Origin of the sequence: Curtobacterium sp. GD1 (assembly GCF_020882855.1) — a bacterium.
Lineage (GTDB): Bacteria > Actinomycetota > Actinomycetes > Actinomycetales > Microbacteriaceae > Curtobacterium.
Genome location: NZ_JAFEVQ010000001.1, coordinates 1 through 26,338, shown reverse-complemented (window position 1 = coordinate 26,338; position 26,338 = coordinate 1). Strand labels below are relative to the sequence as shown.

The window sequence follows — 26,338 nt, the reverse complement described above, 5'->3', positions numbered from 1 at the left end:
TTGTGCGGAGCGCCGAGCGCCGCGCCGCCGAGCGCGCCGCGCCGGCGCGCCCGGCCGCTCCGCGGGTCAGGCCACGGCCGAGAACGGTCCGCCGAACCACAGCGCGATCGGCGCGAGCCCCGACAGCACAGCGCTCGCGACGACCACGGCGGTCGACCCACGGGTCTCCGCACGCCGACGCGCGACGACACCGAGCACCAGCGCCACGACGACCCCGCCCCACGGGAGGAGGCACAACGCCAGCACGAGGGGCCACAGGAAGAGCGACGCCCCCGTCCCCGTGACGAGGACCGGCACCCACATGACCGACCAGAGCAACGCCAACGCCGTCCCGGACATGGACAGGATCGCCACGGCGACGACGAGCGTGGGGGTGGCGTGGGGCCGGACGGCGAGTTCGTGCACGTCCGGATCGTACCGAGCGCGGCGGCTCAGGGGTGCCTGGTGCCGGCGCCGGCGAGCACGGCGCGGTAGCCCTCGCGGAACGTCGGGTAGCGCGGTGCCCAGCCCGTCGAGCGGAGCAGGGCGTTCGACAGGCGCTTGTCACCGGCACCCTGCCGGCCGGCAGTGCCGGCGCCGGCCTCGGCCCTCGGCGGCACCGCGACCCCGAGCTCGGCGGCGAGGAACGCGTACACGTCGTCGAGCCGAGCCGGTTCGTCGTCGGTCACGAGGTACGTCGGTGCGGGGTCGTCCAGCGTCGCGAGGTGGACCAGGGCTGCGGCCGCGTCGTCCCGGTGGATCCGGTTCGTGTGCGGGGACGACCCGTCGGCCGGAGCCGACCGAGCCCCTCCGCCCCGGACCTGGTCGATGAGGCGCTCCCGCCCGGGACCGTACACACCGGACAGTCGAGCGAGCACCGCCCCCGGGGCTCGCTCGCGGAGCAGGGCCTCGGCCTCCAGCAGGACGTCCGCGGTGGGGGAACCGCCGTCCGCGGGGGTGTCCTCGGTGACCGTGCCGCCGTCGTCGACGTCGTAGACCGCGGTCGAGGACACGACGACCAGGCGCGGGCTCGCTCCGGACGCGTCGATGCCGTCCAGGACGTTCCGCAGCCCGTCGACGTACGTCGCGCGGTACTCGTCCACGTCGCGGCTCCCCGCGGCGACGGCCACGACCACCACCGCCGTGCTCGCCGGGATCTCCGGGACCGACCGGCGCAGGTCGACGCTCCGCCCCGTGAGCGGGGCCGGGACCAGCTCGCCCCGCCGCCGGAGTCCGACCACGCGGTGCCCGGCGGCGGCGAAGCGCAGGCCGGTCTCGATCCCGAGGTCGCCGCAGCCGGCGATGACGATGTCCACCGCCCCATCATGCCGAACGCCGGTGGACGATCCGCCGCCCATGCCGAACGCCGGTGAACGATCCGGCCCGCTGTCTCGTCGTCAGGGCATGGGACTCCGCACACGAACCAAGGTCATCATCGGCATCGCCTCCGGCGTCGTGGTCGTCGGCGCGGCCGCAGCCATCGCCGGACCGGTCATCTACGCGAACACCGTCAACGGGCAGGCCGCCGCGGCCCCCTCCGTCAGCGCCGCGCCGTCCGGCGGCTCCGGCACCCTCACCGCCGCCGAGGCCGACGGCAGCTGGACCAGCACCGGCGACTCGTTCGCGGGCTACCGCGTGCACGAGAAGCTCCAGGGGCAGGATGTGAACGTGGTCGGACGCACGAAGGACGTCGAGGGCAGCGCCGAGGTCAGCGGCGGCTCCCTCACGAAGGCGACGGTCACGGTCGAGGTCGCGAAGATCAGCACGCCCGAGTCCGCCCGTGACGCTTACTTCCGCGACACCGCACTCCAGACGGACCAGCACCCCACGGCGACGTTCACGTTGACGAAGCCCGTCGACGTGTCCGGCGCGCTCGACGGCTCGACGCAGGACGTCACGCTCACCGGCACGATGGACCTGCACGGCGTCGAGCAGCCCGTCACCGCCGACGCCCAGGTCGCCGTCGCGAAGGACGGCACCGTGCAGGTCGCCGGCAGCATCCCGATCACCTTCGAGGACTACGGGGTCGAAGCACCGTCCCTCGGCTTCGTCACGGTGGACCCGAAGGGGTCCGTCGAGTTCTCCCTCGACCTGGCGAAGTGATGGCCACGGGCCGGTCCGCCGACGAGCTGCTCGCGACGCTCTACCGGGAGCACGGCGACGCGCTCACCCGGTACGTCCGGCACCTGACGCGGGACGGCCACACGGTCGAGGACGTCGTGCAGGAGACGATGGTGCGCGCGTGGCAGCGCCCGGCCGTGCTCGAACGCGCCCCGGACAGCGCTCGGGCGTGGCTCTTCACCGTCGCCCGGAACCTCGTCGTCGACGATGCCCGGTCCGCGCGGAACCGCCGTGAGCACGGCACCGAGTCCCCCGTCGACCGGGTCGAGGCGGACCGCACCGACGCCGTCCTCGACCGCATCGTCGTCGCGGACGCCCTCGCCTCGCTCAGCCCCGACCACCGTCGGGTGGTGGTGGACGCCTACTGGCTCGGACACACGGTCCCCGAGATCGCCCGACGACACGACATCCCCGAGGGCACCGCGAAGTCGCGGCTGCACTACGGGCTGCGGGCCCTCCGGCTCGCACTGCAGGAACGAGGAGTGACGCGATGAGCGACGACCGCTACGCCGAGTGGGACGCCGCCTACGTGCTCGGTTCCCTGCCGCCGGACGAGCGGCTCGAGTACGAGCGGCACCTCGAGACGTGCGACCGCTGTGCGGCCGCCGTCGCGGAGCTGGTCGGTCTCCCGGGCCTGCTGTCCAAGCTGCCGGCCGACCAGGCGGTCGAGATCGCAGACCCGGACGGGAGGCGCGACACCGGCTCCGAGAGCACCCTCGCCTCCGTCGCGCACCGCGTTCGACACCGTCGCCGTCGCCGCCGGATCTGGGTCGCGGCCACGGCCGCCGCCGCGGTGGTCGCCGCGGTCCTCGGCGGACTCGCGGTCGGCACCGCACGGGTGGACCCCTCCGTCCAGGCCGGCCCCGCCACGGCGTCGGCCGACCGGTACGCGCTCGTGGGGGAGCGCGGCCTCGACGTCGACCTGTCCGTCAGCGGCGAACCGTGGGGCACCCGCTTCGACTGGGGCTGCTCCTACGGCGGGAAGTCCTGGGCCGCCGACGGGTCCGTGATGTACGACCTCGTGGTCGTGCGCGACGACGGGTCCGTGCAGACCGTGGCGTCGTGGTCGGCCGCGGGTGAGGACGCCCGGGGGCTGTCCGCCTCGACCGACGTGCAGCGCGACGACATCGCCAGCGTGCAGGTGCGGCTCCGCGGCGACGACCGGGTGCTCGCGGACGTCGATCTCTGACGGATCCCGATCCGGACCAATCCGGCTGGGCGAGGGTGCCGAATCACTGACATCGACCGGGGAACACCCCGGAAGCGCTCACCAGCCGCACATCGCTGGTTCTCCACCCTGCACCAGGGTGTGTTCGGCGCGCACACAGCAGCCGCGCCGAGCGCGACAACAGCAAAGGATTGATCACCATGCGCAAGAGCCTCAAGACCTCCATCACGCTCGCCACGACGGGTGCGCTCGTGCTGGGTGGTGCCGCGTTCGGCATCACCTCGGCGCAGGCCTCGACCCCGTCGGTGCACACCGTGTCGTCGTCCTCGTCGAAGATCCCCGGCCCCGTCGCGTCGGTGCCCGAGGTCCTCGGTGGCGACACCGCCGTGAAGCTCGACTCCGGCTTCACCGACGCCCTCACCGCGCTGAAGCTGACCCCGGGTGTCTCCGGTGACGCCAAGCTCGCCGACGGGTCCGTGTCGTTCCCGATCACGTCCGGTTCGGTCACGTACTGGTCGCCGGACGGTGACTACCGTCCGTACGTGCAGGGTCTGCTGAACCACGACGACTCGGGTCTGACCCTCACCGCCGGTGAGACGACGGTCACGCTGGAGAACTTCGTCGTGAACCCGGGCTCGTCCAAGCTCTACGGTGACGTGCTGGTCAACGGCAAGGTCGCGGTGAACAACGCGTACCTGTTCTCGCTGCACGGTGGCACGCTCAAGCCGCTGCAGCTCGAGGGTGACAACGCGATCCTGACCGGCACCACGGTGCACGTCTCGGGTGACGCCGCGAAGCTGCTCAACAGCACCTTCAAGACCGACGCCGTGAAGTCCGGCCTCCTCGTCGGCACCGCCACCATCACCGCCAAGATCAAGTAACACCCCCGCACGTCGCACCCCCGTCCCGGCCGTCCCGGGGCGGGGGTGTCGTCGTCTCAGTCGGCGCTGTCCGGATCCGATTCGTCGGGGCCGATCGCGGCGTCGACGCGAGCACTGACGGACCGCAGCGTGTCCGCGTCGGTCCCCACGGGCCTCCAGAACAGGTCCTCGAGCGCACCGGTGTGCGCACGGATGCCGGCGAGCACCGCGCGGCGACCGTCCGGGGTCATCTCCACCCAGCTGCCCCGTCCGTCGGTGGGGCAGTCCGCGCGCTCGACGAGGCCCCGCGCCACCATGCGCGTGACCTGGTGGCTGACGCGCGACTTCTCCCAGCCGATGCCGGCCGCGATGTCGCGGACCCGCAACCGGTGGTCTGGCTCGCGGTGCAGTCCGATGAGGATCTCGAACTCGGGGATCGAGATGCCTGCGCCGTGCTGCACGGCCTGGTCGAGCGCTCGGTCGAGGCGTCGCCAGACGTCGTGGTAGGCGTCCCACGTCGCCCAGTCGTGGCCCTCGGCGCCCTCGTTCGACATGGCGTCAGCGTATCGACCTCCGGACGCTTCGACGGCATGATCATCCGCTCGGATGACTCGCCGGTGGCGCACGGCTCGCTCCGAGGTGCGGTCGGTGGCGCAGCATACGATCGGTGCATGCCGAGCGCCCGACTGCAGGACTGCACCGACGACGCCGTCGCCCTCGTGCGGCGGTGGCTGGCGGCTTCCGCGGGGACGAAGCCCGACGCGGGGGCGGTCCGTCTGGCCGAGGCCCTGCGGGACGACCGGGGGCTGGACTTCACGCGCGGTCTCGTCGACAAGGTGATCCGCCCCGAGGACCCGCGCGTCGTGGCCCGCAACCTCGAGCAGGTCAGCCGCGACGTCCCGGACTTCCTGTCCTGGTCCCTGCGCGGCGCGGTGACGCTCGGCGGCGGCTTCGCGACCATGGCTCCGTGGGCCGTGGTGCCCACGGCGCGGAAGATCCTGCGGCGGATGACCGGGCACCTGGTGGTCGACGCCACCGACGCGAAGCTCGGGCCCGCGCTCGCGAAGGTCGGCGGCCCGGGTGTGGTCGTCGACGTGAACCTGCTCGGCGAAGCCGTGCTCGGCAGCGCGGAGAGCGACCGACGGTTGCAGGCGACGATGGACCTGCTGGCGCGTGACGACGTCGACCACGTGTCGATCGGCGTGCGGTCGGTCGTGCCGCAGATGTCCGCGTGGGCGTTCGACCAGACCGTCGAACGGGTGGTGGACCGTCTCGTCCCCCTGTACCGGCTCGCCGCGTCGTCCCCGACCGCGAAGTCCGTCACGCTCGACGCCGGGGACCACCGCGACCTCGACGTCACGCTCGCTGCGTTCCGGACGCTCCTCGACCGCGACGAGTTCCTCGGGCTGGACGCCGGCGTGGTGCTGCAGGCGTACCTGCCCGACGCCGCCGGCGCACTCGATTCCCTGACCGCCTGGGCGCAGCAGCGGCGCGCCCGCGGCGGTGCGCCGATCACCGTCCGACTCGCCAAGGGCGCCTCGCTCGCGACGGAACGGGTCGACGCGATCCTGCACGGGTGGCCCCTCGCCACGTGGGGGTCGAAGCAGGAGACCGACACCGCCCACCTCCGGCTGCTCGATGCCGCCCTGACGCCGGAGCGCATCGACGCGGTCCGGATCGGGGTCGCGAGCCACAACCTCTTCACCCTCGCGACGGCGTGGACCCTCGCCCAGCGCCGCGGCGTCACCGACGGCGTGCACGTCGCGGTGCTGCTCGGGATGGCGTCCGCGTCCGCCGACGCCGTCCGTGCCGACGTCGGACGGGTGGTCGTCTCCACCCCGGTCGTGCACCCCGACCAGTTCGACGCCGCGATCCCGTACCTCGTGCGGCGGCTGCAGGAGAGCGCCAGTCCGGACGGCTTCGTCGCCGCGGCGGGCGACATCGGTCAGGACGAGAGCGTCTTCGAGCGTGAACGCGGCCGGTGGCTCGCGGCGGTCGCGGCCCTCGACGCTCGCGGTCCGGTGCCGGCCACGAACCGGACGCAGGACCGCCGTGCCCCGATCGGCGACCCCGTGCACCGCGACGCCTTCACGAACGCACCCGACACCGACCCGTCGACCGCCGCGAACCGCGAGTGGGCGATCGACGTGCTCCGGCGGGTGCCGCGCTCGCAGCTCGGTGCGCAGACGATCCGCGGGTCGAAGGTCGCCGACCGGTCGAAGCTCGAGCGCATCGTCGCCCGGACGGCGCAGGCCGGGGTGAACTGGGGACGGCAGGACCCGTCCGACCGTGCCGAGCTCCTCGACCTCATCGCGCACGAGCTCGAGACGCGGCGTGCCGACCTCATCGAGGTGTCGGCGGCGGAGACGGGCGCGACCTTCAGCGAGGCCGACTCCGACGTGAGCGCCGCGATCGACTCCGCCCACCACGCCGCCGACAGTGCCCGCCGGCTGGCCGTGCTCGACGGCGACGGTGCCCGGTACGTGCCGCCGCGCCTCACGGTCGTGGCGCCGACGTGGACGTCGCCCGTCGCGAACCCGGCCGAGGGAGTGTTCGCCGCACTCGCCGCGGGCAGCGGGGTCGTCCTGAAGCCCGCGCCCCAGGCGAAGCGCTCCGGGGCGGTGCTCGCCGACGTGCTCTGGGACGCCGGGGTCCCGCACTCCCTGCTCCAGCTCGTCGACCTCGACGAGGACCAGCTCGGCCGCGACCTCATCGCGCACCCCGCCGTCGACCGGATCGTCCTCACGGGCTCGGCCGACACCGCACGCTCCTTCCGCTGGTGGCGGGCAGGTCTGCCGCTCACCGGCGCGACGAGCGGCAAGAACGCGATCGTCGTCACTCCCAGTGCGGATCTCGACCTCGCCGTGCAGGACATCGTCCGGTCGGCGTTCGGTCGCGCCGGGCAGCAGTGCTCCGCGGCCTCGCTGGTGATCCTCGTGGGGGCGGTCGGCGAGAGCGAGCGCTTCCGCCGACAGCTCGTCGACGCCACCCGCACCCTGCGTGTCGCCTGGCCGGACGATCCGACGGCGCAGATGGGGCCGCTCATCGCCGAGCCCGAGGGCACGGTACGCGCTGGGCTGACCGAGCTCGGCCCGGGGGAGTCCTGGCTGGTGCAGCCGGTCCCGCTCGACGACTCCGGCCGGCTGTGGTCGCCGGGGATCCGCGACGGTGTCCGGCCCGGCAGCGATTTCCACCAGACCGAGTACCTCGCGCCGGTCCTCGGGATCATGCGTGCCGACACCCTCGACCAGGCGATCGCGATCCAGAACGGCACCGACCACGGGCTCGCCGCCGGCCTCCACTCCCTCGACACCGACGAGGTCGCGGACTGGATCGCCGGGGTCCGCGCGGGCAACCTGTCCGTCAACCGCGGCACCACGGGCGCGATCGTCCACCGGCAGCCGTTCGGCGGGTGGAAGCGCTCGTCGGTCGGCACCGGGACGAAGCCCGGCGGCTCGATGTCCGTCGCGACGCTCGGCCGGTGGGAGCCCACGCCCCGGACCGTGCACAAGAGCATCCAGCTGCACGGCCTGCCGCCGCGGGTCACCGCCGTGATCGAGGCGGCCCGCAGCGGCCTGTCGTTCGAGGAGTTCGACCAGGTGCGCGCCGGTGCACTGAGCGACGTCCGCGCACGTGAGTCCGAGTTTGGTGTAGCGCACGACCCGGCCGGGCTCGTCGTCGAGCGGAACGTGCTGCGCTGGCGACCGCAGTCCGTCATCGTCCGGCAGGCCGAGGGCGCCTCGTCCGGCGACCTCGTGCGCGTGCTCGCCGCCGCGACCGCCGCCCGGGCCGACCTGCTCGTGAGCACGGCTCGGCCACTCCCCGGACCGCTCACGCAGCTGCTCGCGTCGAGCCGATCGCCGCTGCACGTCGTCGACCACCTGGTCGAGTCGGACGACGAGTTCCTCCGCCGTGCCGCCTCCGGTGACCTGTTCCGGCCGGACTGGTCCTCCGGCGACGAGGTCGAGCAGGACGCGCTCGACGCCGTGCTCGCCCAGGGGCAGGACCGCCCGGCGCACACGGCGTTCGGCGGACCCGGCGCCCGGATCCGACTCGTGGGCGGTGACCCGCTCGCACTCGAGGAAGCCCTGGGTGCCAGCGTCGACGTGGCCATCCACGACGCCCCCGTGGTCGAGGCCGGGATCATCGAGATGCTGCCCTTCCTGCGCGAACAGACGGTGTCGATCACGGCGCACCGCTTCGGTGACCTCGACCCCGACCTCGCGGAGCTGCATGTCTGACGTCGATCGCACCCTGCACGCCGAAGGGCTCTTCAACGCCCGCGACCTGGGCGGGCTCCCGCTGCGGGACGGCGGGACGACCCCGTCCGGGCACGTGTTCCGGTCCGAGAACGTCGACCGCGTGAGCCCCGCCGGCTGGCAGGCGCTGCGCGACGCGGGGGTCCGCACGGTCGTCGACCTGCGCGCGCCGTGGGAGACCGAGAAGGACACGGGTACCCGGCCGGACGGGGTGACGACCGTCGTCATCGACCACGACGGTCTCGACGCGGCTCCCGCGTTCTGGCAGGCGTACTGGGAGACCGGGCTCGTCGGTACACCGCTGTACTACGGCCCGCACCTCGCCGAGCTGCCGGAGCGCACCGGCTCCGTCCTGCGTGCGATCGCCCGAGCCGAACCGGGCGGTGTCCTCTTCCACTGCGCGGGCGGACGCGACCGCACCGGGATCATCGCGCTCGTCCTGCTGTCCCTCGCCGGCGTCGAACCCGAGGCGATCGTCGCCGACCACCTCGTCACGGTCGACAACGCCCCGGCTCTGCTCGCCTCGATCGGGGTCCCCTCGAACGAGGCGAAGATCGAGGCGCTGTGCGCCGAGCACGGCACCACGGTCGAGGGGGCGTTCCGCGCGGCCCTCGCCGCGTTCGACGTGGACCGGTTCGTCGAGCGTGCCGGTCTCGACGCGGACGACCTGGAGGCACTACGCACCTTCCGCGCGGACGTCGCCTGACCGACGCGGACCGTCCGCGGACGCGCGCGGTGGCGTCCGGCGGGGCTCAGTCCTCGGTGTCGCCGGCTTCCTCGTCCACGACGCCGGTCTCGTCCATCCGGTCACGGAGGTGGTCGGCCATCGCTCCGGCGCCCTCGCCGGCGTGGTCGTGGTCGACCTGCTCGATGAGGCCGTGCAGCTTCTCGTGGTTCGTCGCCTCGGTGGCGCCGTCCATGACGGGCTCGGTCTGTTCGTTGTCGCTCATGGCACGGACGCTACGCCGCGGCTGGTGGGCGTCAGGCGTCGGTGCGCGCATCCTGGCCGACGGAGTGCGGGTCCGTTTCACCGGCCGCCGGTGTCGACCGGTAGTGCAGTTCGACCGCGCCGCCCACGAACGGCGTCGTGCCGACCAGTTCGAACACCGGCGTGGGGGCGGCCACCGGCAGCAGGGGAGCACCGGCGCCGAGCGCGATCGGCATCACCGTGACCCGGAGCTCGTCGAGCAGCCCGGCCTGCTGGTACTGCGCTGCGAGCAGACCGCCGCCGACGACCCACACGTCGCGTTCGCCCGCCGCTCGCTCGAGGACCGACTGGTGGTCCGCGACCGATCCCGAGACGAAGTGCACCTCGGCGCCGTCCGGTACGGGCAGCTCGCGCGTGGTGAACACCCAGGTCGGCAGGTCCGGGTACGCCCAGGTGTCGTCGTGGGCGAGCAGCCACTCGTACGTGGTCGACCCCATCACGAGGGCGCCGACGCCCGCGAAGAAGCGGTCGTGGTGTTCCTGGAACGGCTCGAAGCCGAACTGCAGCAGCCAGTCGAGGTCGTCGCCGGGCGCGGCGACGAACCCGTCCAGCGAGGACGCGACGGAGTAGGTCGTGCTCATGTCCCGGACGCTACCGAGCACCTCCGACAGCACGTCGTCCGCTGCCGACGGCCGCGCACTCGGCGATCACCAGCACCAGGGAGATCCCGAGCTGGCCGAGGGCGAACCTGCGCCGCCGACGGTCCGCGACGGCGAGCGGCACCATCGTCAGGCCGTGGAGGGTGTCCACGACCGCGCTGAGCGTGTGTGCGTCGGGCGCCCCGGCGCGGCCGACCAGCCCCGCCTGGGCGAGCTGCCGCGCCGCGAGCACGACGTCCAGCACCGGCTGCCCACCACCCCGTGCCGCCCGGACCGCGTGCCCGATCCCCACGGCGGCCCGGAAGGACTCGACACCGGAGCCCGACGTCATCGTCGTCGTCCCGCCGCCAGCGCCACGGCTCCCGCCGCACCGGCCAGCACCGCGCCGACGATCCCGTTCCCGAGCCGGCGGTGTTCCACCCACCAGGTCTGCGGCGACCAGGCGTGCGCGGTGTCGTCGAACACCCCGTGCGCCCCGTGGTCCCCTGGAACCGGTTCGTAGAGGTTCACGCCGATCGCCGACCCGTCCTTCTCGGGGTCCTGCTGCCCGGACACCAGCGTCTTCGCGGCGTACCAGTCCGCGAACCGCCCGCTGATGCGGTTGCCGAGGATCGTGTAGACCGTCGACTCCCCGACCCAGGTGCGGCGGCGGGGCCGCTCGGCCACGGCAGCGATCGCCCGTGCGCCGACCTCCGGCTGGTAGATCGGTGCGACCGGCTGGGGCTGGTGCGGCAGCTTCGACTTCACCCACTGGAACTGGATGGTGTTGAGCGCGGGCATGTCGACGCGGGAGACCTGCACCTTGCTGCCCTGCTCGAGGAGCTCGGAGACGACCGACTCGGTGAACCCGACGATCGCGTGCTTCGCCCCGCAGTACGCGGCCTGCAGCGGGATGCCCCGGAAGCCGAGGGCCGAACCGACCTGGACGACCTGCCCGCGGTCGCGCGGGACCATCCGGGACAGCGCTGCCCGGGTGCCGTTCACGAAGCCGAGGTAGGTCACGTGCAGTGCGCGCTCGAAGTCCTCGGGTGCGGTGTCCATGAACCGCCCGAACACGCCGACCATCACGCCGTTGACCCAGAGATCGATCGGCCCGAGCTCCTGTTCGACGCGGTCCGCGGCTGCCTCGACGGCCTCCCGGTCGGACACGTCCGCGACCAGTGCCAGCCCTCGTCGTCCGGCCGCCTCGACCTCGGCCACCGCGGCCTCGACCCCGTCCCGCCCCCGCGCGAGCACGGCGACGTCCCACCCCCGCGCGGCGAGCTCCCGCACCGTCGCCCGTCCCAGTCCTGCGGAACCACCGGTCACCACTGCCACTCGAGTCATGGCTCCCTTGTACCTGCGGTCGACCGTGCACCACTCAGCCGCTGTCCCCCGGAGCGACGAGCGCCGCACCGACCGGCCATGATGGCGGTGTGGACACCGGAGACGCCCCAGCGGAGGACGCACCGCCCGGCTGGGTCCTCAGCACGCCCGTCCGGCCGAGCGAGGTCTGGACCTTGCCGGCCCTGACGCTGGTCCTCGCCGGCGCGCACGTCTTCTTCGGCATCGCGTTCGGCGGGCTGTTCGCCCTCGTCGTCGGGGTGTCGGCCGCGGTCGTCACGACGGTCGGCGCCGTGGCGTTGTTCGTGGCGAACCGGCGTGCGTACGACGAGCAGACCGTCGAGGCCTCCTGGCGCTGCCACGTCACGCGGGTCGTCGTCGCGGTGACGGTCGCCGCCGTCCTCACGATCGCGACCGTGCTCGTCGGGGTCCCGTTCGGCCTCTTCCTCGCGGCGGTGGGACTCCCGATGCGGTACGCCACGGCGCGCGCCGTGCCCCGCGTCGACCACCTCGCCGTTGCATGGGCCCTCGTCGTCGTGGGGACGTGCGGCGCGGTCCTCGCCGCGGTCGCCCTCACGGTCGACGGCCTGTCGAGGGCCCAGAGCGCGTCCTGGATCGCGAGCGGCGTCTTCGTCATCGTCTGGTCGGCACTGGCCGTCCACCAGTTCCGCGCCGCGGCCCGGGCGACGCCGGACCTGCCGTGGTCCGGCGTCAGCGCCCGAGACCGAAGCGCGTCGTGACCCCCGGCGAGTAGAGCACCGAGTCCGGTTCGAGCGAGGCCAGGCCGAACGGGAGTCCGGCCGCACCGATCAGGTCGTCCTGCAGCGACACGACCGAGGCCCGGTGGAGCGGCCACGGCTCGTGCTCGTTCGGCCAGAACCGGGTCCGGCCGGCTCGGTGCACGTGCATGCCCCACCGCGCGGTCAGGAAGGTCTCGAGGGCCGTCGGCTCGGTCACCTCCGCACCGACCCGCACTTCGACGAGGGACCGCAGGTGCGTCCCGTGTCGTCGCATCGCGTACCCGACGCGGCCGTCGCCGTTCCGCGTCTCGGCATCGGCCCACCAGTACGGCAGACCGGTCGCGACGCGCGCGCCGATCGTCGGCAGGAGCTTGCCGGCGTCGAGCGACAGGAACACCACACCGTGCCGCCCTTCGTCGTCGATCGTGTAGACGCGGACGTTCACCTCGACGAAGTCCCCGATCCTCCCCGTCGAGATCGGCGGGAACCGGGTGTCCTCGAACCGGAACGCGATGAGGCCGACCCACGTGGTCGCCCCGTCGTCGGTGCCGTCCGCAGTGAGGGTGTCCGGCCGGGTCCCGGCGGGGAGCAGCGGCGCCACCGCCGAGACGTCGACGCGCCAGTGCACGAAGACGACGTCGAGCCAATCCTGCGAGATCCAGGGGCGTCCGGTCAGTCCGGGAGCGACGGCCTGGAGGCGCGGTTCGCCCCCGGCGGGCACGGCCGCGGTCACGAGGTGGTCGCCTCCGGGGCGATGTGCCCCGCCACGGGCGCGTCGTCCCACCCCAGCTGCGGGGTGTCGCAGGTCCCCCGGAAGACGTACTGCGATGGCCGCTTCCGCTCGCTCGACGTCCAGTCGATCGCGGGACGCCGGCGCTCGGGCGGCAGGTACCCGATCCGGTAGACGGCCATCAGCTCGAGCGACTCGGGGACGTGGAGCAGTCCCTCGATCTCCTCCCACGCCCCGGGGGTCTCCATCGGGAAGGACACGAACTGGATGCCGAGGCCGAGTTCGGTGGTGGCGAGCCAGATGTTCTCCATCGCCGCACCCATGCTGAACACCGAGTAGAAGCCGGAGAGCTCCTCCTTCCGGTACTCGTGCCGGTCGAGCAGCACGCCGAGCAGCAGCGGCGACCCGGCGACGAGCTTCCGGTTCTCCTCACCGAGGGTGTGCGGCACCCGCAGTGTGTTCATGAGCAGCTGCCCACGCTTCGTGAACACCTGCTTCGTGAAGGGCTTGAGCGGTCCGGGGAGCTTGTCGAACAGCATGCCGTCGCGCCGCTCGTCCATCTCGGCCTGGGAGAACCGGAAGTACGGCTTGTACCGCTCGAAGAACGTCCCCTCGGCCATGGTCCGGGTCATCGACGAGCCGCTGATCTCGGCGACGCGGTCGATCGTGTCGCGCTCCTCGACGAGGACGAACCGCCACGGCTGGCTGTTGAGCTGCGACGGTGCCCGGCCGGCCAGCTCCATGAGCAGGCGCTGGTGCTCGGGCGACACGGGGTCGGGGAGGAACGGTCCGTTGGTGGTCCGCCGGCGTCTGATCGCCTCGAAGAGCTCCACTGCTCACCTCTCTGCTCGGCGGCCCGCGAGCAACGCCCCCAGGTAGGACGGCGCCGCGGCGACCGCGACTTGCCAGTGTGCTCCGGAGCGCGGGTTCGTGCGTGGTGCGACCGCGAGCGGCACGAGCGCCGGGAGCAGGAAGAGCGCCGATCGGCTTCGCGTCCAGACCGGGGTGGTCGCCGCGACACCGGTCAGCGTGGCGGTCACGACGAACAGGCCGTGGTGGACGACGCGCAGCTTCCTCGTCCGGATGAGCCGCACGGCGACGGCGGTGCCCCAGGCGCAGTTCGCGACGTAGGCGACGCTCGCAGCGGTGACCAGACGGCGGGCCGAGCGCGAACCCGTGGGAGGCGATCCGCGCCTCCCGGCCCACATCCGTCGCATGTGCGGGACGTTACGCGGTCTCGCGACTGACCAGCTTGGAGAGCACGATCGCGGACCGTGTGTGGTCCACCTGGGGTGCGAGGCGGACCTTGTCGAGGGCTTCCTCGAGCGCGGAGAGGTCCTTTGAGCGCATGTGCACGACGGCGTCGGCGCTGCCCGTGACGGTGCCGGCGTCGATGACCTCCGGCACGCTGTCGAGCAGGGTGCGGAGCTCGTCGGGGGAGACCGTGCCGCGGCAGTAGAGCTCCACCCAGGCCTCGGTGCCGCGGTCCTCGACGGCGGGGTCGACCTTGATCGTGAAGCCCTGGATCACGCCGTCGCCCACCAGCCGGTCGACGCGACGCTTCACGGCGGAGGCCGAGAGTCCGACCACCGACCCGATGTCGCCGTAGCCGGCGCGGGCGTTCTCCCGGAGTTGATCCAGGATGCGGTGGTCGAGCGAATCCATTGCACCCATGGTACGCGGACTTCTTGCACACCCGGTGGGTTCGGCGCACGAAACGTGCGTCACCCGAACGGGTGCCACGGCGCTTCGCTCCCGGTACTGCACTTGCCGGACGGTCTGTGTCAGGATCGACGTGGCGTCGACCTGGTCCGCTACGGCGAGTGAGCCTGCATCTCGCCGGAGCACATCTCCTTCGTTCCGTTTCGGTTCCTGGCAGGCTCGGGCCCCGGTCCCTTCTCAGGAGGACTGATGTCGAACACCGCACCCTCGACCACCGATGCACCGGCCCGTACCGCCACCAAGCGGACGATCCTGATGTGCAAGCCGACGCACTACACGGTCAGCTACCGGATCAACCCGTGGATGCACCCCGAGGACCCGACCGACACGTCGAAGGCCGTCGAGCAGTGGCAGTCCCTCGTGGACGTCTACGAGCAGCTCGGCTTCGACATCTCGTACATCGAGCCGATCGAGGGCCTGCCGGACATGGTCTACGCGGCCAACGGCGGGTTCGTGCTCGACGGCGTCGCGTACGGCGCGAAGTTCCAGTACCCCGAGCGTCAGCCCGAGGGTCCGGCATACATGGACTGGTTCCGCAGCGCGGGCCTGACCGTCGCCGAGCCCGAGGAGACGAACGAGGGCGAGGGCGACTTCCTGCTCATCGGGAACACCATCTTCGCCGGCACGGGCTTCCGCTCGGACAGCACCTCGCACGAGGAGCTCGCGCGGATCTCCGGCCGCGAGGTCGTCACCCTGAAGCTCATCAACCCGAACTTCTACCACCTCGACACGGCGATCGCGGTCCTCGACCCGGAGCCCGCCGCGGACGGCACGTCGAACATCGCCTACCTCGAGAGCGCCTTCGACGAGCCGTCGCTGGCGATCCTGCGCGAGCGCTTCCCGGACGCGATCATCGCCACCGAGGAGGACGCTGCGATCCTCGGCCTGAACTCCTACTCCGACGGGTACAACGTCGTGATCGCCGCCCGGGCTGTCCGGTTCGCCGAGCAGCTCCGCGAGAAGGGCTACAACCCGATCGGCGTCGACCTGTCCGAGCTGCTGCTCGGCGGCGGCGGCGTGAAGTGCTGCACGCTCGACCTGCACCCGGTCGGCACCGGCACCTCGGTCGCGCGATGACGGCCTCGTCGCTCGGTTCGCGGACCGCGGCGGCGCTCGCCGTCGAGGAACGCTCCCTCGCCCACAACTACAGCCCGCTGCCCGTCGTCATCGCGTCGGGCGACGGCGCGTGGGTCACGGACGTCGACGGCAAGCGCTACCTGGACGGCCTCGCCGCCTACTCCGCCGTGAACTTCGGTCACGGCAACCCCCGGCTGCTCGACGCCGCGCGGGCGCAGCTCGACCGGGTCACGCTGACCTCGCGCGCGTTCGTGAACGACCAGCTCGGGCCGTTCGCCTCGGCGCTCGCCGCGTTGACCGAGACCGACATGGTCCTGCCGATGAACACCGGTGCCGAGGCGGTGGAGTCCGCGATCAAGGTCTCCCGCGCGTGGGGCTACCGCGTCAAGGGCGTCCCCGCCGAGCGCGCCACGATTATCGTCGCCTCGGGGAACTTCCACGGTCGCACCACGACGATCATCTCGTTCTCGGACGACCCGTCGGCGCACGACGACTTCGGGCCGTTCACGCCCGGTTTCCGCACCGTGCCGTACGGCGATGCCGCTGCCCTGCGCGAGGCGATGGACGAGACCGTCGTCGCCGTGCTGCTCGAGCCGATCCAGGGCGAGGGCGGGGTCGTCATCCCGCCTCCGTCCTACCTGCCCGACGTCCGGGCGATCTGCGACGAGTTCGGCGCCCTGTTCGTCGCCGACGAGATCCAGTCCGGGCTCGGTCGCACCGGCCACACCCTCGCCGTGCAGCGCGTCGGGGTCCGCCCGGACCTCATCACGCTCGGCAAGGCGCTCGGCGGCGGGATCGTCCCCGTGTCCGCCGTGGTCGGTCGGCGTGACGTGCTGGGCGTCCTGCGTCCGGGCGAGCACGGGTCGACGTTCGGCGGGAACCCGCTCGCGGCCGCCGTCGGCTCCGAGGTCGTGGCGATGCTCGGCGAGGGCACGTTCCAGCAGCGGGCGCTCGAGGGTGAACCGCTGCTCCGCGGGCTGCTCGACGACCTGGTCGGCTCCGGGGTGGTCTCGCACCGGGTCGCCGGGCTCTGGGCGGGGATCGACATCGACCCCGCGCTCGGCACGGGCAAGCAGATCGCGCAGGACCTCGCCGACCGCGGGGTGCTCGTGAAGGACACGCACGGGTCGACGATCCGCTTCGCGCCGCCGCTCGTCGTGACCGACGACGAGGTGCGCCTGGCGATCGGCGCCCTCGCCGAGGTGTTGCGCGCGCGAGCCTGAGCTCCGCGCTCGCTTCGTGAGCTCCGCGCTCACTTCGTGAGCAGAAATGGTCGGGTCGCCCCAGGGCACCCGACCATTTCTGCTCACGAAGCACGGCCGCGTCACATTGCCCCGCGCGTCACACCGCCCAGCGCGCCGCCAGCTCGTCCATCAGGGCGTCGAGCCGCTCGTCGACGACCTGCGCGTCGGGGTTCGCCTCGTACCAGGCGATGACCTCGCGCACGCCCTGCCGGTAGGGCGTCCGCGGCCGGTACCACGGCACGAGCGACCGCACCTTGCTGTTGTCGAACACCGAACTGTTCGCCTTGTCGCCGAGGAGCGCCGCCCCCCACTCCGGGTCCACGGCGTTGATCGCATCCGCCGGCACGTGCACGATCTGCAGGTCTTCGACGCCTGCTGCCGCTGCGATCTCGTGCGCGATCTGGTTCCAGGTCGGCGCCTCGTCGCTCGTGATCGTGAAGGCCTCCCCGATCGCCTCGGCCCGGTCGAGCAGCCCCGTGAACCCGACCGCGAAGTCCCGGCTGTGCGTGATCGTCCACAGCGAGCTGCCGTCGCCCGTGATGATGATCGGCTTGCCGGCCCGCATCCGCGCGACCGCGGTCCAGCCGCCCGTCAGCGGGAGCTTCGTCTCGTCGTAGGTGTGCGACGGCCGGATGATCGTCACCGGGAAGTCCTGCTCCCGGTACGCCGCCATGAGCAGCTCCTCGCACGCGATCTTGTCCCGCGAGTACTGCCAGTACGGGTTCTTCAGCGGCGTCGACTCCGTGATCGGCAGGTGCGTCGCCGGGGTCTGGTACGCCGAGGCCGAACTGATGAACACGTACTGCCTGGTCCGCCCGGCGAAGAAGTCGACGTCGGCCTGCACCTGGTCCGGCGTGAAGGCGATCCAGTTCACGACGACGTCCCAGTGGCGGTCGCCGACCACGTCCGCCAGGGCGCTCCGGTCCGAGACGTCGGCCTGGAGGCGCGTCACACCCTCCGGGATCGGCCTGCCCCCGGTGGTCCCCCGGTTGAGCACGGTGACGTCGAACCCTTGCTCGACGGCTTCGCGGACACAGGAGGCGCTGATCACCCCGCTGCCGCCGATGAACAGCACGCTGGCTCCCGACATGGACGCTCCTTCGCTCCCGGCGGTGCACCACTGCACCGCAACCCTTCCGATCCTGCACCTACCTGTCGGGACGGGCGCGGAGCACGGCTCGGAGCGAGGTGGTGTCCGCCGCCCACGCCGCCGCCTGCGGCGCCTGCTACCGTTGTCCACGAAGACCCCGGAACGATCACTGGCCCAGGCCACATCGCCGGGGTTTCGTCTTTCCCCGTCGCTCCTGAAACATCAGCGTACAGTCACTGGCTCGCACGGAGGTCCCGAGGACTACCGTCGCCGACGGAGCCGCACCGACGCGGCCACGACAGGAGTGACACGCACATGGAGTACCGCTACCTCGGCAACTCGGGCCTCAAGGTCTCCGAGATCACCTACGGCAACTGGCTCACCCACGCCTCCCAGGTCGAGAACGACGCGGCGATCGCCTGCGTCCGGGCAGCGCTCGACGTCGGCATCTCGACGTTCGACACCGCCGACGTCTACGCCAACACCGGTGCCGAGACCGTCCTCGGCGAGGCACTGAAGGGGGAGCGACGCCAGTCCCTCGAGATCGCCACGAAGGTGTTCGGGCCGACCGGACCCAAGGGGCACAACGACACCGGCCTGAGCCGCAAGCACATCCTCGAGTCGATCAACGGCTCGCTCGAGCGGCTGCAGACCGACTACGTCGACCTCTACCAGGCACACCGCTTCGACTACGAGACCCCGCTCGAGGAGACGATGATGGCGTTCGCCGACGTCGTCCGGCAGGGCAAGGCGCTCTACATCGGCGTGAGCGAGTGGACGGCGGAGCAGCTCCGCGCGGGACACGAGATCGCCGACGACCTCGGCGTCCAGCTCATCTCGAACCAGCCGCAGTACTCGGCGCTCTGGCGGGTCATCGAGGGCGAGGTCGTCCCGACGTCCGAGGAACTCGGCATCTCGCAGATCGTCTGGTCCCCGATCGCGCAGGGTGTGCTGACGGGGAAGTACCAGCCCGGTCAGCCGCTCCCCGAGGGCTCCCGCGCCACCGACGACAAGGGCGGCGCGAAGATGATCGAGCGGTTCATGCGCGACGAGGTGCTGTCTGCCGTGCAGGAGCTCGGGCCGATCGCCGACGAGCTGGACCTGTCGATGGCGCAGCTCGCGGTCGCCTGGGTGCTGCAGAACCAGAACGTGGCGTCCGCGATCATCGGCGCCTCGCGTCCGGAGCAGGTGCACGACAACGCCGGCGCTGCCGGGGTGACGATCCCCGTGGAGCTGCTGTCCCGCATCGATGATGCCCTCGGCTCGGTGGTCGAACGCGACCCGGCGAAGACCGAGGAGAGCAGCCCGAAGACGCGCGAGGCGTAGGTGCCCGTCCCAGGAGGCGCGGTGCGGGTCCGACCCGCACCGCGCCTCCTGGACGTGGTCGCGTCACGACCAACGCAAAAAGGCCCCCTACCGGAGTAGGGGGCCTTTCACCGTGGCTGGACACGGCATCGATCCGTGGACCTTTCGATTTTCAGTCGAACGCTCTACCAACTGAGCTATCCAGCCGTGGCGACCCTGACGGGACTTGAACCCGCGACCTCCGCCGTGACAGGGCGGCACGCTAACCAACTGCGCTACAGGGCCATGTTGTGTTGTGTTGTTCGATAGTGCTCTGCTTGCTTGCTCACTCTGCGAGGAGTGACCCCAACGGGATTCGAACCCGTGCTGCCGCCGTGAAAGGGCGGTGTCCTAGGCCACTAAACGATAGGGCCGCAAGCGGTGCTTCGCGCTACCGATGGACAAGCATACGGATGCCTCCCGGGATTCACAAATCGAGCCGCTCCACCGCGGAATCCCCGGCGTGTCGCGGTGTCGCCGCCCGGGCGCAGGGCTTCACTCACCGTGGGGCACCAGGCCCCGATTCGTGCTGTCGATGTTCCGATGCGACCATCGTCGTCGGTCCCGTGCCCCTCGTGCGAGGGGGTGTGCGGGTGCGACACCTGTTGTTACTGTTGCGCTTGTTAACAGTGTTACGTGCGTGAGCCTTGCCGCGCTGTTACGAAATCGAGATGTATGTCGACCTCACCATCGCTCTCACTCCGCCCCCGTCCCCGCCGCCGCTTCATCGCCGCCGCGGTCGCCGTCGCGCTCACCGCCGGCACCCTCGCGGCCCTCGCCCCGGTGACCTCGGCCAGTGCGGCGTCGTACCCGAGCTGGTCGGACGTCGAGAAGGCCAAGGCGTCGAAGTCGGCCCAGCAGGCGAAGGTGACCCAGATCAAGGGGCTCATCGCCGACCTCACGGCGAAGGCCTCCGCGGCGCAGAAGTCCGCCGAGGCGGCCGGGACGGCGTACCAGACCGCGCAGACGAAGTACGACGACGCGACGCTGACCCAGAAGAAGCTGCAGTCCCAGGCGGACGACGCCGAGAAGACCGCGACCGCGTCCGAGGCGCAGGCCGGTCAGCTCGCGGCGCAGCTCGGGCGGGCGAGCGCGAACGACGTGACGACCGACATCCTCACGCACCCCACGAAGTCGGGTGACCTGCTGTACGAGCTCGGTGCGATGTCGAAGCTCAGCGAGCAGGCCGACGGCATCTACGCGCAGGCGTCGCAGGACCGCGGCGTGGCCCAGGGCCTCGCCGACAAGGCGGACCGCGCCAAGGAGGCCCTCGGCGACCTCGCCGACCAGGCACAGCAGAAGATGCAGGCCGCACAGACCGCCGCCGACCAGGCGCAGTCCTCCGTGGACGCCCAGGCGGACAACAAGGAGCGACTCGAGGCGCAGCTCACCCTGCTGACCACGAGCGAGCAGAACGTCGAGGCGCGCTACAACAAGGGCGTCCAGGTGGAGAAGGCCCGGCTGGCCCGGATCGCGGCAGCGGCAGCGAAGGCCGCGGCGACGAGCCAGGGCGGGACAGGTGGTGGTTCGCCGAACTCGTCCGGCTGGGTCCGCCCGACCGGCGGGTACCAGACGAGCCCGTTCGGCTACCGACTCGACCCGTACACGAAGAACTACGCCCTGCACGCCGGCGTCGACCTCGCTCCCGCCTGCTACGCCCCGATCTACGCGGCGGCGTCCGGCACGGTGACCTTCGCGGCGAACGGCGGCGGCTACGGCAACGAGGTCGTGCTCGACAACGGCGGCGGCATCTCGACCGCGTACGGGCACATCGTCGACGGCGGCACGCTCGTGTCGGTCGGTCAGCACGTCACCGCCGGGCAGCAGATCGCCAAGGTCGGTTCGACCGGGTGGTCGACGGGTTGCCACCTCCACTTCGAGACCCGGGTGAACGGTTCCGCCGTCGACCCGGTCCCCTTCATGGCAGCGCGGGGGATCTCGGTATGACCGTGTGCGCGCCCGAAAGGCCCTGAATGCCGTGAAGCACTCCGCTCGCACCCTGTCCTGTGGGATCGCGGTGGTGGCCGTCCTCGGGATCGGTCTCTCCGTCGTGATCGCCGGCCCGGCCCAGGCGGCACCGTCCGCCCCGAGCTGGGACGACGTGCGAGCGGCGAAGGCGGACACCGCCGAGGCCCAGTCCACCGTCGACGAGCTGAGCACCCGGCTGCAGACCCTGCAGGACGCTGCCGACAGCGCACAGGTCGCCGAGCTCCAGGCCGGGCAGACGTACGCCCTCGCGTCGTCGCAGCAGCAGGACGCGCAGGCCACCCTGGACGACCTCACCGCGCAGTCGAAGCGGGCGGAGCGGACGGCGGACGCCTCCGCGCAGCAGGTCGCCGGCCTCGTGGTCGAGCTGTCGCGCACCGGCGGCGGGGACCTGTCCGCGGCGATGCTCATCGACTCGCGGGACTCGAAGGACCTGCTCTACCGGGTCGGCACGATGTCGCACCTGTCCGAGCGCTCCGCGACCGTCCTCGCCCAGGCCCAGGCGGACCAGAACACCGTCGACGCGATCGCCGCGCAGCAGTCCGCCGCGACGAAGGCCCTCGCGAAGGCGACGGACACGACGAAGGCCGCCCTCGCCGAGGCGAACGACACCGCGGCGTCGGCGCAAGCACGCGTGCAGCGGGAGCAGGACCAGCAGGACGAGGTGCTGCAGCAGCTCGCGTACCTCAAGGGCACGAGCGTCGCCACCGAGGCCGCCTACTGGACCGCGCAGCAGGCGAAGCGGGCGGAGGCGCAGCTCGCGTCGACCACCGGTGGCTCCGGGGCGACCGCGGCCGCGGGCACCGGCACCGGCTCGGGTGGGGGCGCCGCGAGCAGCACGCCGAGCACGGGCGGCGGTACGAGCACCCAGCCGAGCACCGGCGGCGGCACCAAGCCCAGCACCCCGGCCACACCGTCGAAGCCGAGCACCCCGACCACCCCGTCGAAGCCGAGCACCCCGACCACTCCGACCACCCCGTCGAAGCCGAGCACGCCCACCACCCCGACGACCCCGACCGCGCCGAGCACCCCCTCGAAGGCAGCCGGCGCGATCGCCTACGCCCGAGCACAGATCGGCGACGCGTACCAGTTCGGCGGTGCGGGCCCGAACACGTGGGACTGCTCCGGCCTCGTGATGATGGCCTACAGCTCGCAAGGTATCGCCACCGGTGGCCACAACGTCGTCTGGCAGTACAACTACTTCAAGTCGATCGGGCGCCTCGTGCCGATGTCGCAGCGGCAGCCCGGCGACATCCTCTTCTACTCGTACAACGGCACCGTCAACGAGGCGTACCACGACTCGATCTACACCGGCAACGGCATGATGGTCGAGGCGGCGAACCCGCAGCGCGGCGTGCTCGAGCGGGCGATCTGGACCCCGGGCCAGCTGCTGCCCTACGTCGCACGGCCGAGCGGTTCGCTCTAGCCGCACGCAGAGACGACGAGTGCGCACGAGGGATCGTGCGCACTCGTCGTCAGGCGGTGCAGTCCCGGTCGAGCCGGAACGGGACCGGGAGCGTCAGTGACCGGCGGGCACGTACGCGGCCTGGCCAGCGGTGACGATCGCCTCGGCCTCGGCGGCGTCGCCCCAGCCCTCGGCCTTGACCCACTTGTTCGGCTCGAGGTCCTTGTAGCGCTCGAAGAAGTGCGCGATCTCGGCCTTCGTCTGCTCGTCGACGTCCGAGATGTCCTGGATGTGCGCCCAGCGCGGGTCCTTCGCGGGGACCACGAGGACCTTCGCGTCGTTGCCGGCCTCGTCGCTCATCTTGAAGACGCCGACCGGGCGGACCTTGACGCCCACACCGGGGAACGTCGGGTACTCGAGGAGCAGCAGCGCGTCCACGGGGTCACCGTCGTCGGCCAGGGTCTTCTCGAAGAACCCGTAGTCGGTCGGGTACACGAACGAGGTGAACAGCACGCGGTCGAGGTACACGCGACCGGTCTCGTGGTCCACCTCGTACTTGTTGCGGCTGCCCTTGGGGATCTCGACGACGACGTCGTACGCGGCCATGTTGCGCTCCTGGTCTCTTTGCGGGAAGAAAGCGCGGCTAACGTTACCGGGTGAACACTCCGCGTCCCCGGCTCGACCCTGCGGTCGCCGACACCCGTCGCGCGGTGCGCTCCTTGCTCGCGCAGGCGCTCGAGGAGGGCACGGTGCGCCCCGGAGACCTCGTGCTCGTCGCGCTGAGCGGCGGACCGGACTCGCTCGCGCTCGCCGCGGCCACCGCGTTCGAGGCGCCCAAGCAGGACCTGCGAGCAGGGGCGGTGGTCGTCGACCACGCACTCCAGGCGGGGTCCGAGGCGGTGGCGAGCCGCGCCTCCAGGCAGGCGTCCGAGCTGGGACTCGCACCGGTGACCGTCCGTCGTGTCGCCGTCGGTTCCGCGGGCGGTCCCGAAGCGGCGGCTCGGGAGGCGCGGCACGCGTCGATCGCGCTCGTCGCGTCCGACGTCGGGTCACCCCTCGTGCTGTTCGGACACACCCTGGACGACCAGGCCGAGTCCGTGCTGCTCGGCCTCGCCCGCGGAAGCGGGCCGGACTCGCTGTCCGGCATGGCGCCGCTGACGCGGCGCGAGGCGGGGCCGGCCTACGGGCGGCCGCTCCTCGGCGTCCGTCGACACACGACGCGGCAGGCGTGCGCCGCCGCCGGACTCGCCCCGTGGGACGACCCGCAGAACGCGGACCCCGCCTTCGCGCGAGTCCGCGTCCGGAACGTGCTCCTGCCCGCGCTCGAACGCGAACTCGGCGCCGGTGTGCCCGAGGCCCTCGCCCGCACCGCCGACCAGCTCCGCGAGGACTCGGCCGCGCTCGACCACTTCGCCGAGGAGATGGCCGAGGACCTCGCCGAGCACTCCGAGGCCGGCATCTCGCTGTCCGTGCGGGAGCTCGCGGCGAACCCGCCGGCCCTCCGGCAGCGGCTCGTGCGGCTGGCGGTGGAGAGCGAGTTCGGCGTGACGCTGTCCCGCGTGCAGACGCTCGAGGTGTGCCGGCTCGTCACCGACTGGAGCGGGCAGGGGCCGATCGACCTGCCGGGCGTGCAGGCGTCGCGATCGGGCGACCGTCTGGCCTTCACCGCCGGTTAGGCTGGGGTGGTGGAACTCTCCGACGTCCAGGCAGACCTGTCCGAAGTCCTCTTCACCCCCGAGCAGATCGACGACAAGCTCGCCGAGCTCGCCGCGGTGGTCGACGCCGACTACGCGGGGCGCGACCCACTGCTCGTCGGTGTCCTCAAGGGCGCCGTGATGGTGATGGCGGACTTCTCGCGCCACCTCAAGATGCAGGCGCGCATGGACTGGATGGCGGTGTCGTCGTACGGCTCCGGCACGAAGTCGTCCGGCGTGGTCCGCATCCTCAAGGACCTCGACACCGACCTGCACGGGCGGGACGTCCTCATCGTCGAGGACATCATCGACTCCGGTCTGACGCTGTCGTGGCTCAAGCAGAACCTCGAGTCCCGCGGTGCGGCGAGCGTCGAGATCGTCGCACTGCTGCGCAAGCCCGAGGCGGCCAAGGTCGAGGTCGACGTGAAGTACGTCGGCTTCGACATCCCGGACGCGTTCGTGGTCGGCTACGGGCTGGACTACGACGAGCGCTACCGCAACCTGCGCGGGGTCGGGGTGCTCGCACCGCACGTCTACAGCTGATCCTGGCGGTGCCATCCCGTCGCTCGGGGTGTTCGCCGAGATCCCGGTGGCATCGGACCGGACGTGGTCCTTCACCACGCCGCTGCCGGTCTGATGATCTGGCCGCACGGCCCGCTCCTGTACGGAGCGGGCCGTTCCGTGCGCAGAGGCCGCGCTGCCGGGTCGCATAGCGTTCGACATACGTACATTTCACATACTTACGGTCGGAGCTTCCTAGTGAAAGGAGCTCCCGTGGGAGCATTCGTCAAGACCACCAAGGTGTGCGCTGTTGCTGCGCTCGGCCTCGGACTGTCCCTCGGCATCGCCGTCAGCGCCGATCCCTCGACCGCGATCGCGGCGGCCGCACCAGCGTCGCAGGCGACGTCGTCGAGCATCATCGTCACGTCCCCGACCGAGATCGACGAGAACACGCCCGTCGAGATCGCCGGCACCGCGCGGCCGGGTTCGACACTCCAGGTGTTCGGCCTCCCGGGCGAGTTCGTCACCCCGGTCGAGGTCGGTGACGACGGCACGTTCAGCCACCGTTCCGAGCGCGGTTTCGTCGCCGGTGTGCACACCATCACCGTGTCGTCGGGCTACCTGGACTCGGTCGTCCTCGACATGCGCGTGCGCGGCGCCGACGGCACCGTCCCGGCGCTCATCCCCCTCACCGTCGACGAGCCGACCTACGTGCCCGGTCAGCGGCTCGTCCTCTCGGGGCGGGCGACCCCGGGGGCATCGATCCTCGTGACCGCTCCGTCGGCGAGCCTCGGGAGCACCGATGTCACCGTGCGGGACGACGGCACGTGGTCGTTCGTGTCAACCTTGCCCGTCCGCGGCACCGAGCACGAGGTCAAGGTCCGGCAGTCCGGTCCGGCGGGGACCGACTACAAGATCTTCACCATCACGGCGGATGAGCCGTCGTTCAAGCCGTTGACGGTGGATGCGCCGTCGTACGTGCCGGGGCAGAAGGTGCGTCTGTCGGGGACGGCGACGCCGAACGGTGCGATCAACATCCTCGGAAACTCGGCGGGCATCTCCGAGAACCTGACGGCTGATGCGGACGGGAAGTGGTCGTTCGAGTCGCGGCACGCGGTGGCGGGGCTGCAGCACCAGGTGCGGGTGCGCCAGACCGCGGCGAACGACGCCGGGGTCCTCGTGCAGCTGCAGGCGGATGCGGCGTCGTTCAAGCCGTTGACGGTGGATGCGCCGTCGTACGTGCCGGGGCAGAAGGTGCGTCTGTCGGGGACGGCGACGCCGAACGGTGCGATCAACATCCTCGGCAACTCGGCGGGCATCTCCGAGAACCTGACGGCTGATGCGGACGGGAAGTGGTCGTTCGAGTCGCGGTACGCAGTGACGGGGCTGCAGCACCAGGTGCGGGTGCGCCAGACCGCGGCGAACGACGCCGGGGTCCTCGTGCAGCTGCAGGCGGATGCGGCGTCGTTCAAGCCGTTGACGGTGGATGCGCCGTCGTACGTGCCGGG

At 71.7% G+C, this 26,338-nt stretch carries 28 protein-coding genes and 3 tRNA genes; 15 read left to right on the top strand and 16 right to left on the bottom strand.

Going from position 1 to position 26,338, the window contains the following annotated elements; translation table 11 throughout:
• Positions 1 to 66: 66 nt before the first annotated feature.
• Together JSX79_RS00155 and JSX79_RS00150 are read right to left on the bottom strand one after the other, a co-directional pair.
• Entirely contained in the window at positions 67 to 405 is a 339-nt protein-coding gene (locus tag JSX79_RS00155) for a hypothetical protein (protein ID WP_229084573.1), read from the bottom strand.
• 26 nt (positions 406 to 431) lie between these two features.
• Positions 432 to 1,295, bottom strand: coding sequence for an NAD-dependent epimerase/dehydratase family protein (locus tag JSX79_RS00150; RefSeq protein ID WP_229084572.1), 864 nt, complete (start codon positions 1,293 to 1,295; stop codon positions 432 to 434).
• A gap of 40 nt (positions 1,296 to 1,335) precedes the next feature.
• On the opposite strand from JSX79_RS00150, the gene JSX79_RS00145 reads away from it, so the two are divergent.
• From JSX79_RS00145 to JSX79_RS00130, 4 genes are all read left to right on the top strand, one after another.
• Positions 1,336 to 2,082 carry a YceI family protein gene (locus JSX79_RS00145; RefSeq protein WP_229084570.1) on the top strand — a complete coding sequence of 249 codons (747 nt, stop codon included), beginning with the start codon at positions 1,336 to 1,338 and terminating at the stop codon, positions 2,080 to 2,082.
• The gene (locus JSX79_RS00140; RefSeq protein WP_071294337.1) at positions 2,082 to 2,594 is read left to right on the top strand and encodes a sigma-70 family RNA polymerase sigma factor; all 513 of its coding nucleotides are present in this window, start codon (positions 2,082 to 2,084) and stop codon (positions 2,592 to 2,594) included. Before JSX79_RS00145 ends, JSX79_RS00140 begins: the two co-directional genes overlap by 1 nt.
• The gene (locus JSX79_RS00135; protein WP_070417345.1) at positions 2,591 to 3,289 is read left to right on the top strand and encodes an anti-sigma factor; all 699 of its coding nucleotides are present in this window, start codon (positions 2,591 to 2,593) and stop codon (positions 3,287 to 3,289) included. The genes JSX79_RS00140 and JSX79_RS00135 overlap by 4 nt, the downstream gene beginning before the upstream one ends.
• Before the next feature lie 179 nt (positions 3,290 to 3,468).
• Positions 3,469 to 4,149, top strand: a complete 681-nt coding sequence (locus JSX79_RS00130; RefSeq protein WP_070417182.1) for a hypothetical protein — start codon at positions 3,469 to 3,471, stop codon at positions 4,147 to 4,149.
• 56 nt (positions 4,150 to 4,205) lie between these two features.
• Here the strand turns inward: JSX79_RS00130 and JSX79_RS00125 are convergent, their stop codons facing one another.
• On the bottom strand, positions 4,206 to 4,682 hold the full coding sequence (locus JSX79_RS00125; protein WP_070417344.1) for a MarR family winged helix-turn-helix transcriptional regulator: 477 nt from the start codon (positions 4,680 to 4,682) through the stop codon (positions 4,206 to 4,208).
• A gap of 117 nt (positions 4,683 to 4,799) precedes the next feature.
• On the opposite strand from JSX79_RS00125, the gene JSX79_RS00120 reads away from it, so the two are divergent.
• Entirely contained in the window at positions 4,800 to 8,369 is a 3,570-nt protein-coding gene (locus JSX79_RS00120) for a bifunctional proline dehydrogenase/L-glutamate gamma-semialdehyde dehydrogenase (protein ID WP_229084568.1), read from the top strand.
• Complete coding sequence (locus tag JSX79_RS00115) at positions 8,362 to 9,093, top strand: tyrosine-protein phosphatase (RefSeq protein WP_229084566.1); 732 nt, start codon at positions 8,362 to 8,364, stop codon at positions 9,091 to 9,093. The genes JSX79_RS00120 and JSX79_RS00115 overlap by 8 nt, the downstream gene beginning before the upstream one ends.
• Positions 9,094 to 9,139: 46 nt before the next feature.
• Here JSX79_RS00115 and JSX79_RS00110 read toward each other — a convergent pair whose 3' ends face one another.
• The 4 genes from JSX79_RS00110 to JSX79_RS00095 are packed head-to-tail and all read right to left on the bottom strand — an operon-like array spanning position 9,140 to position 11,300.
• Complete coding sequence (locus JSX79_RS00110; RefSeq protein ID WP_070417343.1) at positions 9,140 to 9,337, bottom strand: hypothetical protein; 198 nt, start codon at positions 9,335 to 9,337, stop codon at positions 9,140 to 9,142.
• A 31-nt stretch (positions 9,338 to 9,368) separates the two neighbouring features.
• Positions 9,369 to 9,956: a dihydrofolate reductase family protein gene (locus JSX79_RS00105; protein WP_229084565.1), complete on the bottom strand. Its 588-nt coding sequence runs from the start codon at positions 9,954 to 9,956 to the stop codon at positions 9,369 to 9,371.
• Positions 9,957 to 9,966: 10 nt separating this feature from the next.
• Positions 9,967 to 10,305, bottom strand: coding sequence for a hypothetical protein (locus JSX79_RS00100; RefSeq protein WP_229084561.1), 339 nt, complete (start codon positions 10,303 to 10,305; stop codon positions 9,967 to 9,969).
• Positions 10,302 to 11,300, bottom strand: a complete 999-nt coding sequence (locus JSX79_RS00095; RefSeq protein ID WP_070417341.1) for an SDR family oxidoreductase — start codon at positions 11,298 to 11,300, stop codon at positions 10,302 to 10,304. Before JSX79_RS00095 ends, JSX79_RS00100 begins: the two co-directional genes overlap by 4 nt.
• A gap of 89 nt (positions 11,301 to 11,389) precedes the next feature.
• On the opposite strand from JSX79_RS00095, the gene JSX79_RS00090 reads away from it, so the two are divergent.
• The gene (locus JSX79_RS00090) at positions 11,390 to 12,037 is read left to right on the top strand and encodes a hypothetical protein (RefSeq protein ID WP_229084559.1); all 648 of its coding nucleotides are present in this window, start codon (positions 11,390 to 11,392) and stop codon (positions 12,035 to 12,037) included.
• Here JSX79_RS00090 and JSX79_RS00085 read toward each other — a convergent pair.
• Genes JSX79_RS00085 through JSX79_RS00070 form a run of 4 tightly spaced genes read right to left on the bottom strand, consistent with a single transcriptional unit; the run spans position 12,009 to position 14,432 of the window.
• Positions 12,009 to 12,770 carry a YqjF family protein gene (locus JSX79_RS00085; protein WP_229084557.1) on the bottom strand — a complete coding sequence of 254 codons (762 nt, stop codon included), beginning with the start codon at positions 12,768 to 12,770 and terminating at the stop codon, positions 12,009 to 12,011. The genes JSX79_RS00090 and JSX79_RS00085 overlap by 29 nt on opposite strands.
• Complete coding sequence (locus JSX79_RS00080; RefSeq protein ID WP_229084555.1) at positions 12,767 to 13,600, bottom strand: nitroreductase family protein; 834 nt, start codon at positions 13,598 to 13,600, stop codon at positions 12,767 to 12,769. The genes JSX79_RS00085 and JSX79_RS00080 overlap by 4 nt, the downstream gene beginning before the upstream one ends.
• 3 nt (positions 13,601 to 13,603) lie before the next feature.
• Positions 13,604 to 13,984, bottom strand: a complete 381-nt coding sequence (locus JSX79_RS00075) for a hypothetical protein (protein ID WP_229084554.1) — start codon at positions 13,982 to 13,984, stop codon at positions 13,604 to 13,606.
• Between the two features lie 10 nt (positions 13,985 to 13,994).
• Positions 13,995 to 14,432 (bottom strand): Lrp/AsnC family transcriptional regulator, encoded by a 438-nt coding sequence (locus JSX79_RS00070; RefSeq protein WP_070417337.1) that lies wholly within the window; start codon positions 14,430 to 14,432, stop codon positions 13,995 to 13,997.
• 246 nt (positions 14,433 to 14,678) lie between these two features.
• On the opposite strand from JSX79_RS00070, the gene ddaH reads away from it, so the two are divergent.
• Positions 14,679 to 15,566 (top strand): dimethylargininase, encoded by an 888-nt coding sequence (ddaH, locus tag JSX79_RS00065; protein ID WP_229084553.1) that lies wholly within the window; start codon positions 14,679 to 14,681, stop codon positions 15,564 to 15,566.
• The gene (rocD, locus tag JSX79_RS00060; protein WP_229084551.1) at positions 15,563 to 16,789 is read left to right on the top strand and encodes an ornithine--oxo-acid transaminase; all 1,227 of its coding nucleotides are present in this window, start codon (positions 15,563 to 15,565) and stop codon (positions 16,787 to 16,789) included. Before ddaH ends, rocD begins: the two co-directional genes overlap by 4 nt.
• 118 nt (positions 16,790 to 16,907) lie before the next feature.
• Here the strand turns inward: rocD and JSX79_RS00055 are convergent, their stop codons facing one another.
• Positions 16,908 to 17,900 carry an SDR family oxidoreductase gene (locus tag JSX79_RS00055; RefSeq protein ID WP_229084549.1) on the bottom strand — a complete coding sequence of 331 codons (993 nt, stop codon included), beginning with the start codon at positions 17,898 to 17,900 and terminating at the stop codon, positions 16,908 to 16,910.
• 315 nt (positions 17,901 to 18,215) lie between these two features.
• On the opposite strand from JSX79_RS00055, the gene JSX79_RS00050 reads away from it, so the two are divergent.
• Entirely contained in the window at positions 18,216 to 19,226 is a 1,011-nt protein-coding gene (locus JSX79_RS00050) for an aldo/keto reductase family protein (protein WP_229084547.1), read from the top strand.
• A 113-nt stretch (positions 19,227 to 19,339) separates the two neighbouring features.
• Here JSX79_RS00050 and JSX79_RS00045 read toward each other — a convergent pair.
• From JSX79_RS00045 to JSX79_RS00035, 3 genes are all read right to left on the bottom strand, one after another.
• Positions 19,340 to 19,412 (bottom strand) — tRNA-Phe (locus JSX79_RS00045).
• A gap of 1 nt (position 19,413) precedes the next feature.
• A tRNA-Asp gene (locus JSX79_RS00040) sits at positions 19,414 to 19,490 on the bottom strand.
• Between the two features lie 55 nt (positions 19,491 to 19,545).
• A tRNA-Glu gene (locus JSX79_RS00035) sits at positions 19,546 to 19,618 on the bottom strand.
• Between the two features lie 301 nt (positions 19,619 to 19,919).
• Between JSX79_RS00035 and JSX79_RS00030 the strand changes: the two genes are divergently transcribed.
• Both JSX79_RS00030 and JSX79_RS00025 read left to right on the top strand, forming a co-directional pair.
• The gene (locus JSX79_RS00030; RefSeq protein ID WP_092388610.1) at positions 19,920 to 21,191 is read left to right on the top strand and encodes a M23 family metallopeptidase; all 1,272 of its coding nucleotides are present in this window, start codon (positions 19,920 to 19,922) and stop codon (positions 21,189 to 21,191) included.
• 73 nt (positions 21,192 to 21,264) lie between these two features.
• Positions 21,265 to 22,656 (top strand): NlpC/P60 family protein, encoded by a 1,392-nt coding sequence (locus JSX79_RS00025; RefSeq protein WP_229084545.1) that lies wholly within the window; start codon positions 21,265 to 21,267, stop codon positions 22,654 to 22,656.
• Positions 22,657 to 22,749: 93 nt separating this feature from the next.
• Here JSX79_RS00025 and JSX79_RS00020 read toward each other — a convergent pair whose 3' ends face one another.
• A complete protein-coding gene (locus JSX79_RS00020) occupies positions 22,750 to 23,241 on the bottom strand; it encodes an inorganic diphosphatase (protein WP_070417329.1) in 492 nt (163 codons plus the stop codon).
• A 50-nt stretch (positions 23,242 to 23,291) separates the two neighbouring features.
• On the opposite strand from JSX79_RS00020, the gene tilS reads away from it, so the two are divergent.
• The 3 genes from tilS to JSX79_RS00005 form a co-directional block, all read left to right on the top strand.
• Entirely contained in the window at positions 23,292 to 24,311 is a 1,020-nt protein-coding gene (gene tilS / locus JSX79_RS00015; protein WP_229084542.1) for a tRNA lysidine(34) synthetase TilS, read from the top strand.
• Between the two features lie 9 nt (positions 24,312 to 24,320).
• Positions 24,321 to 24,872 (top strand): hypoxanthine phosphoribosyltransferase, encoded by a 552-nt coding sequence (hpt, locus tag JSX79_RS00010; protein ID WP_070417327.1) that lies wholly within the window; start codon positions 24,321 to 24,323, stop codon positions 24,870 to 24,872.
• A gap of 231 nt (positions 24,873 to 25,103) precedes the next feature.
• Positions 25,104 to 26,338, top strand: a 1,235-nt coding sequence (locus tag JSX79_RS00005; protein ID WP_229084541.1) for a hypothetical protein, incomplete at its 3' end; no start/stop codon positions are given.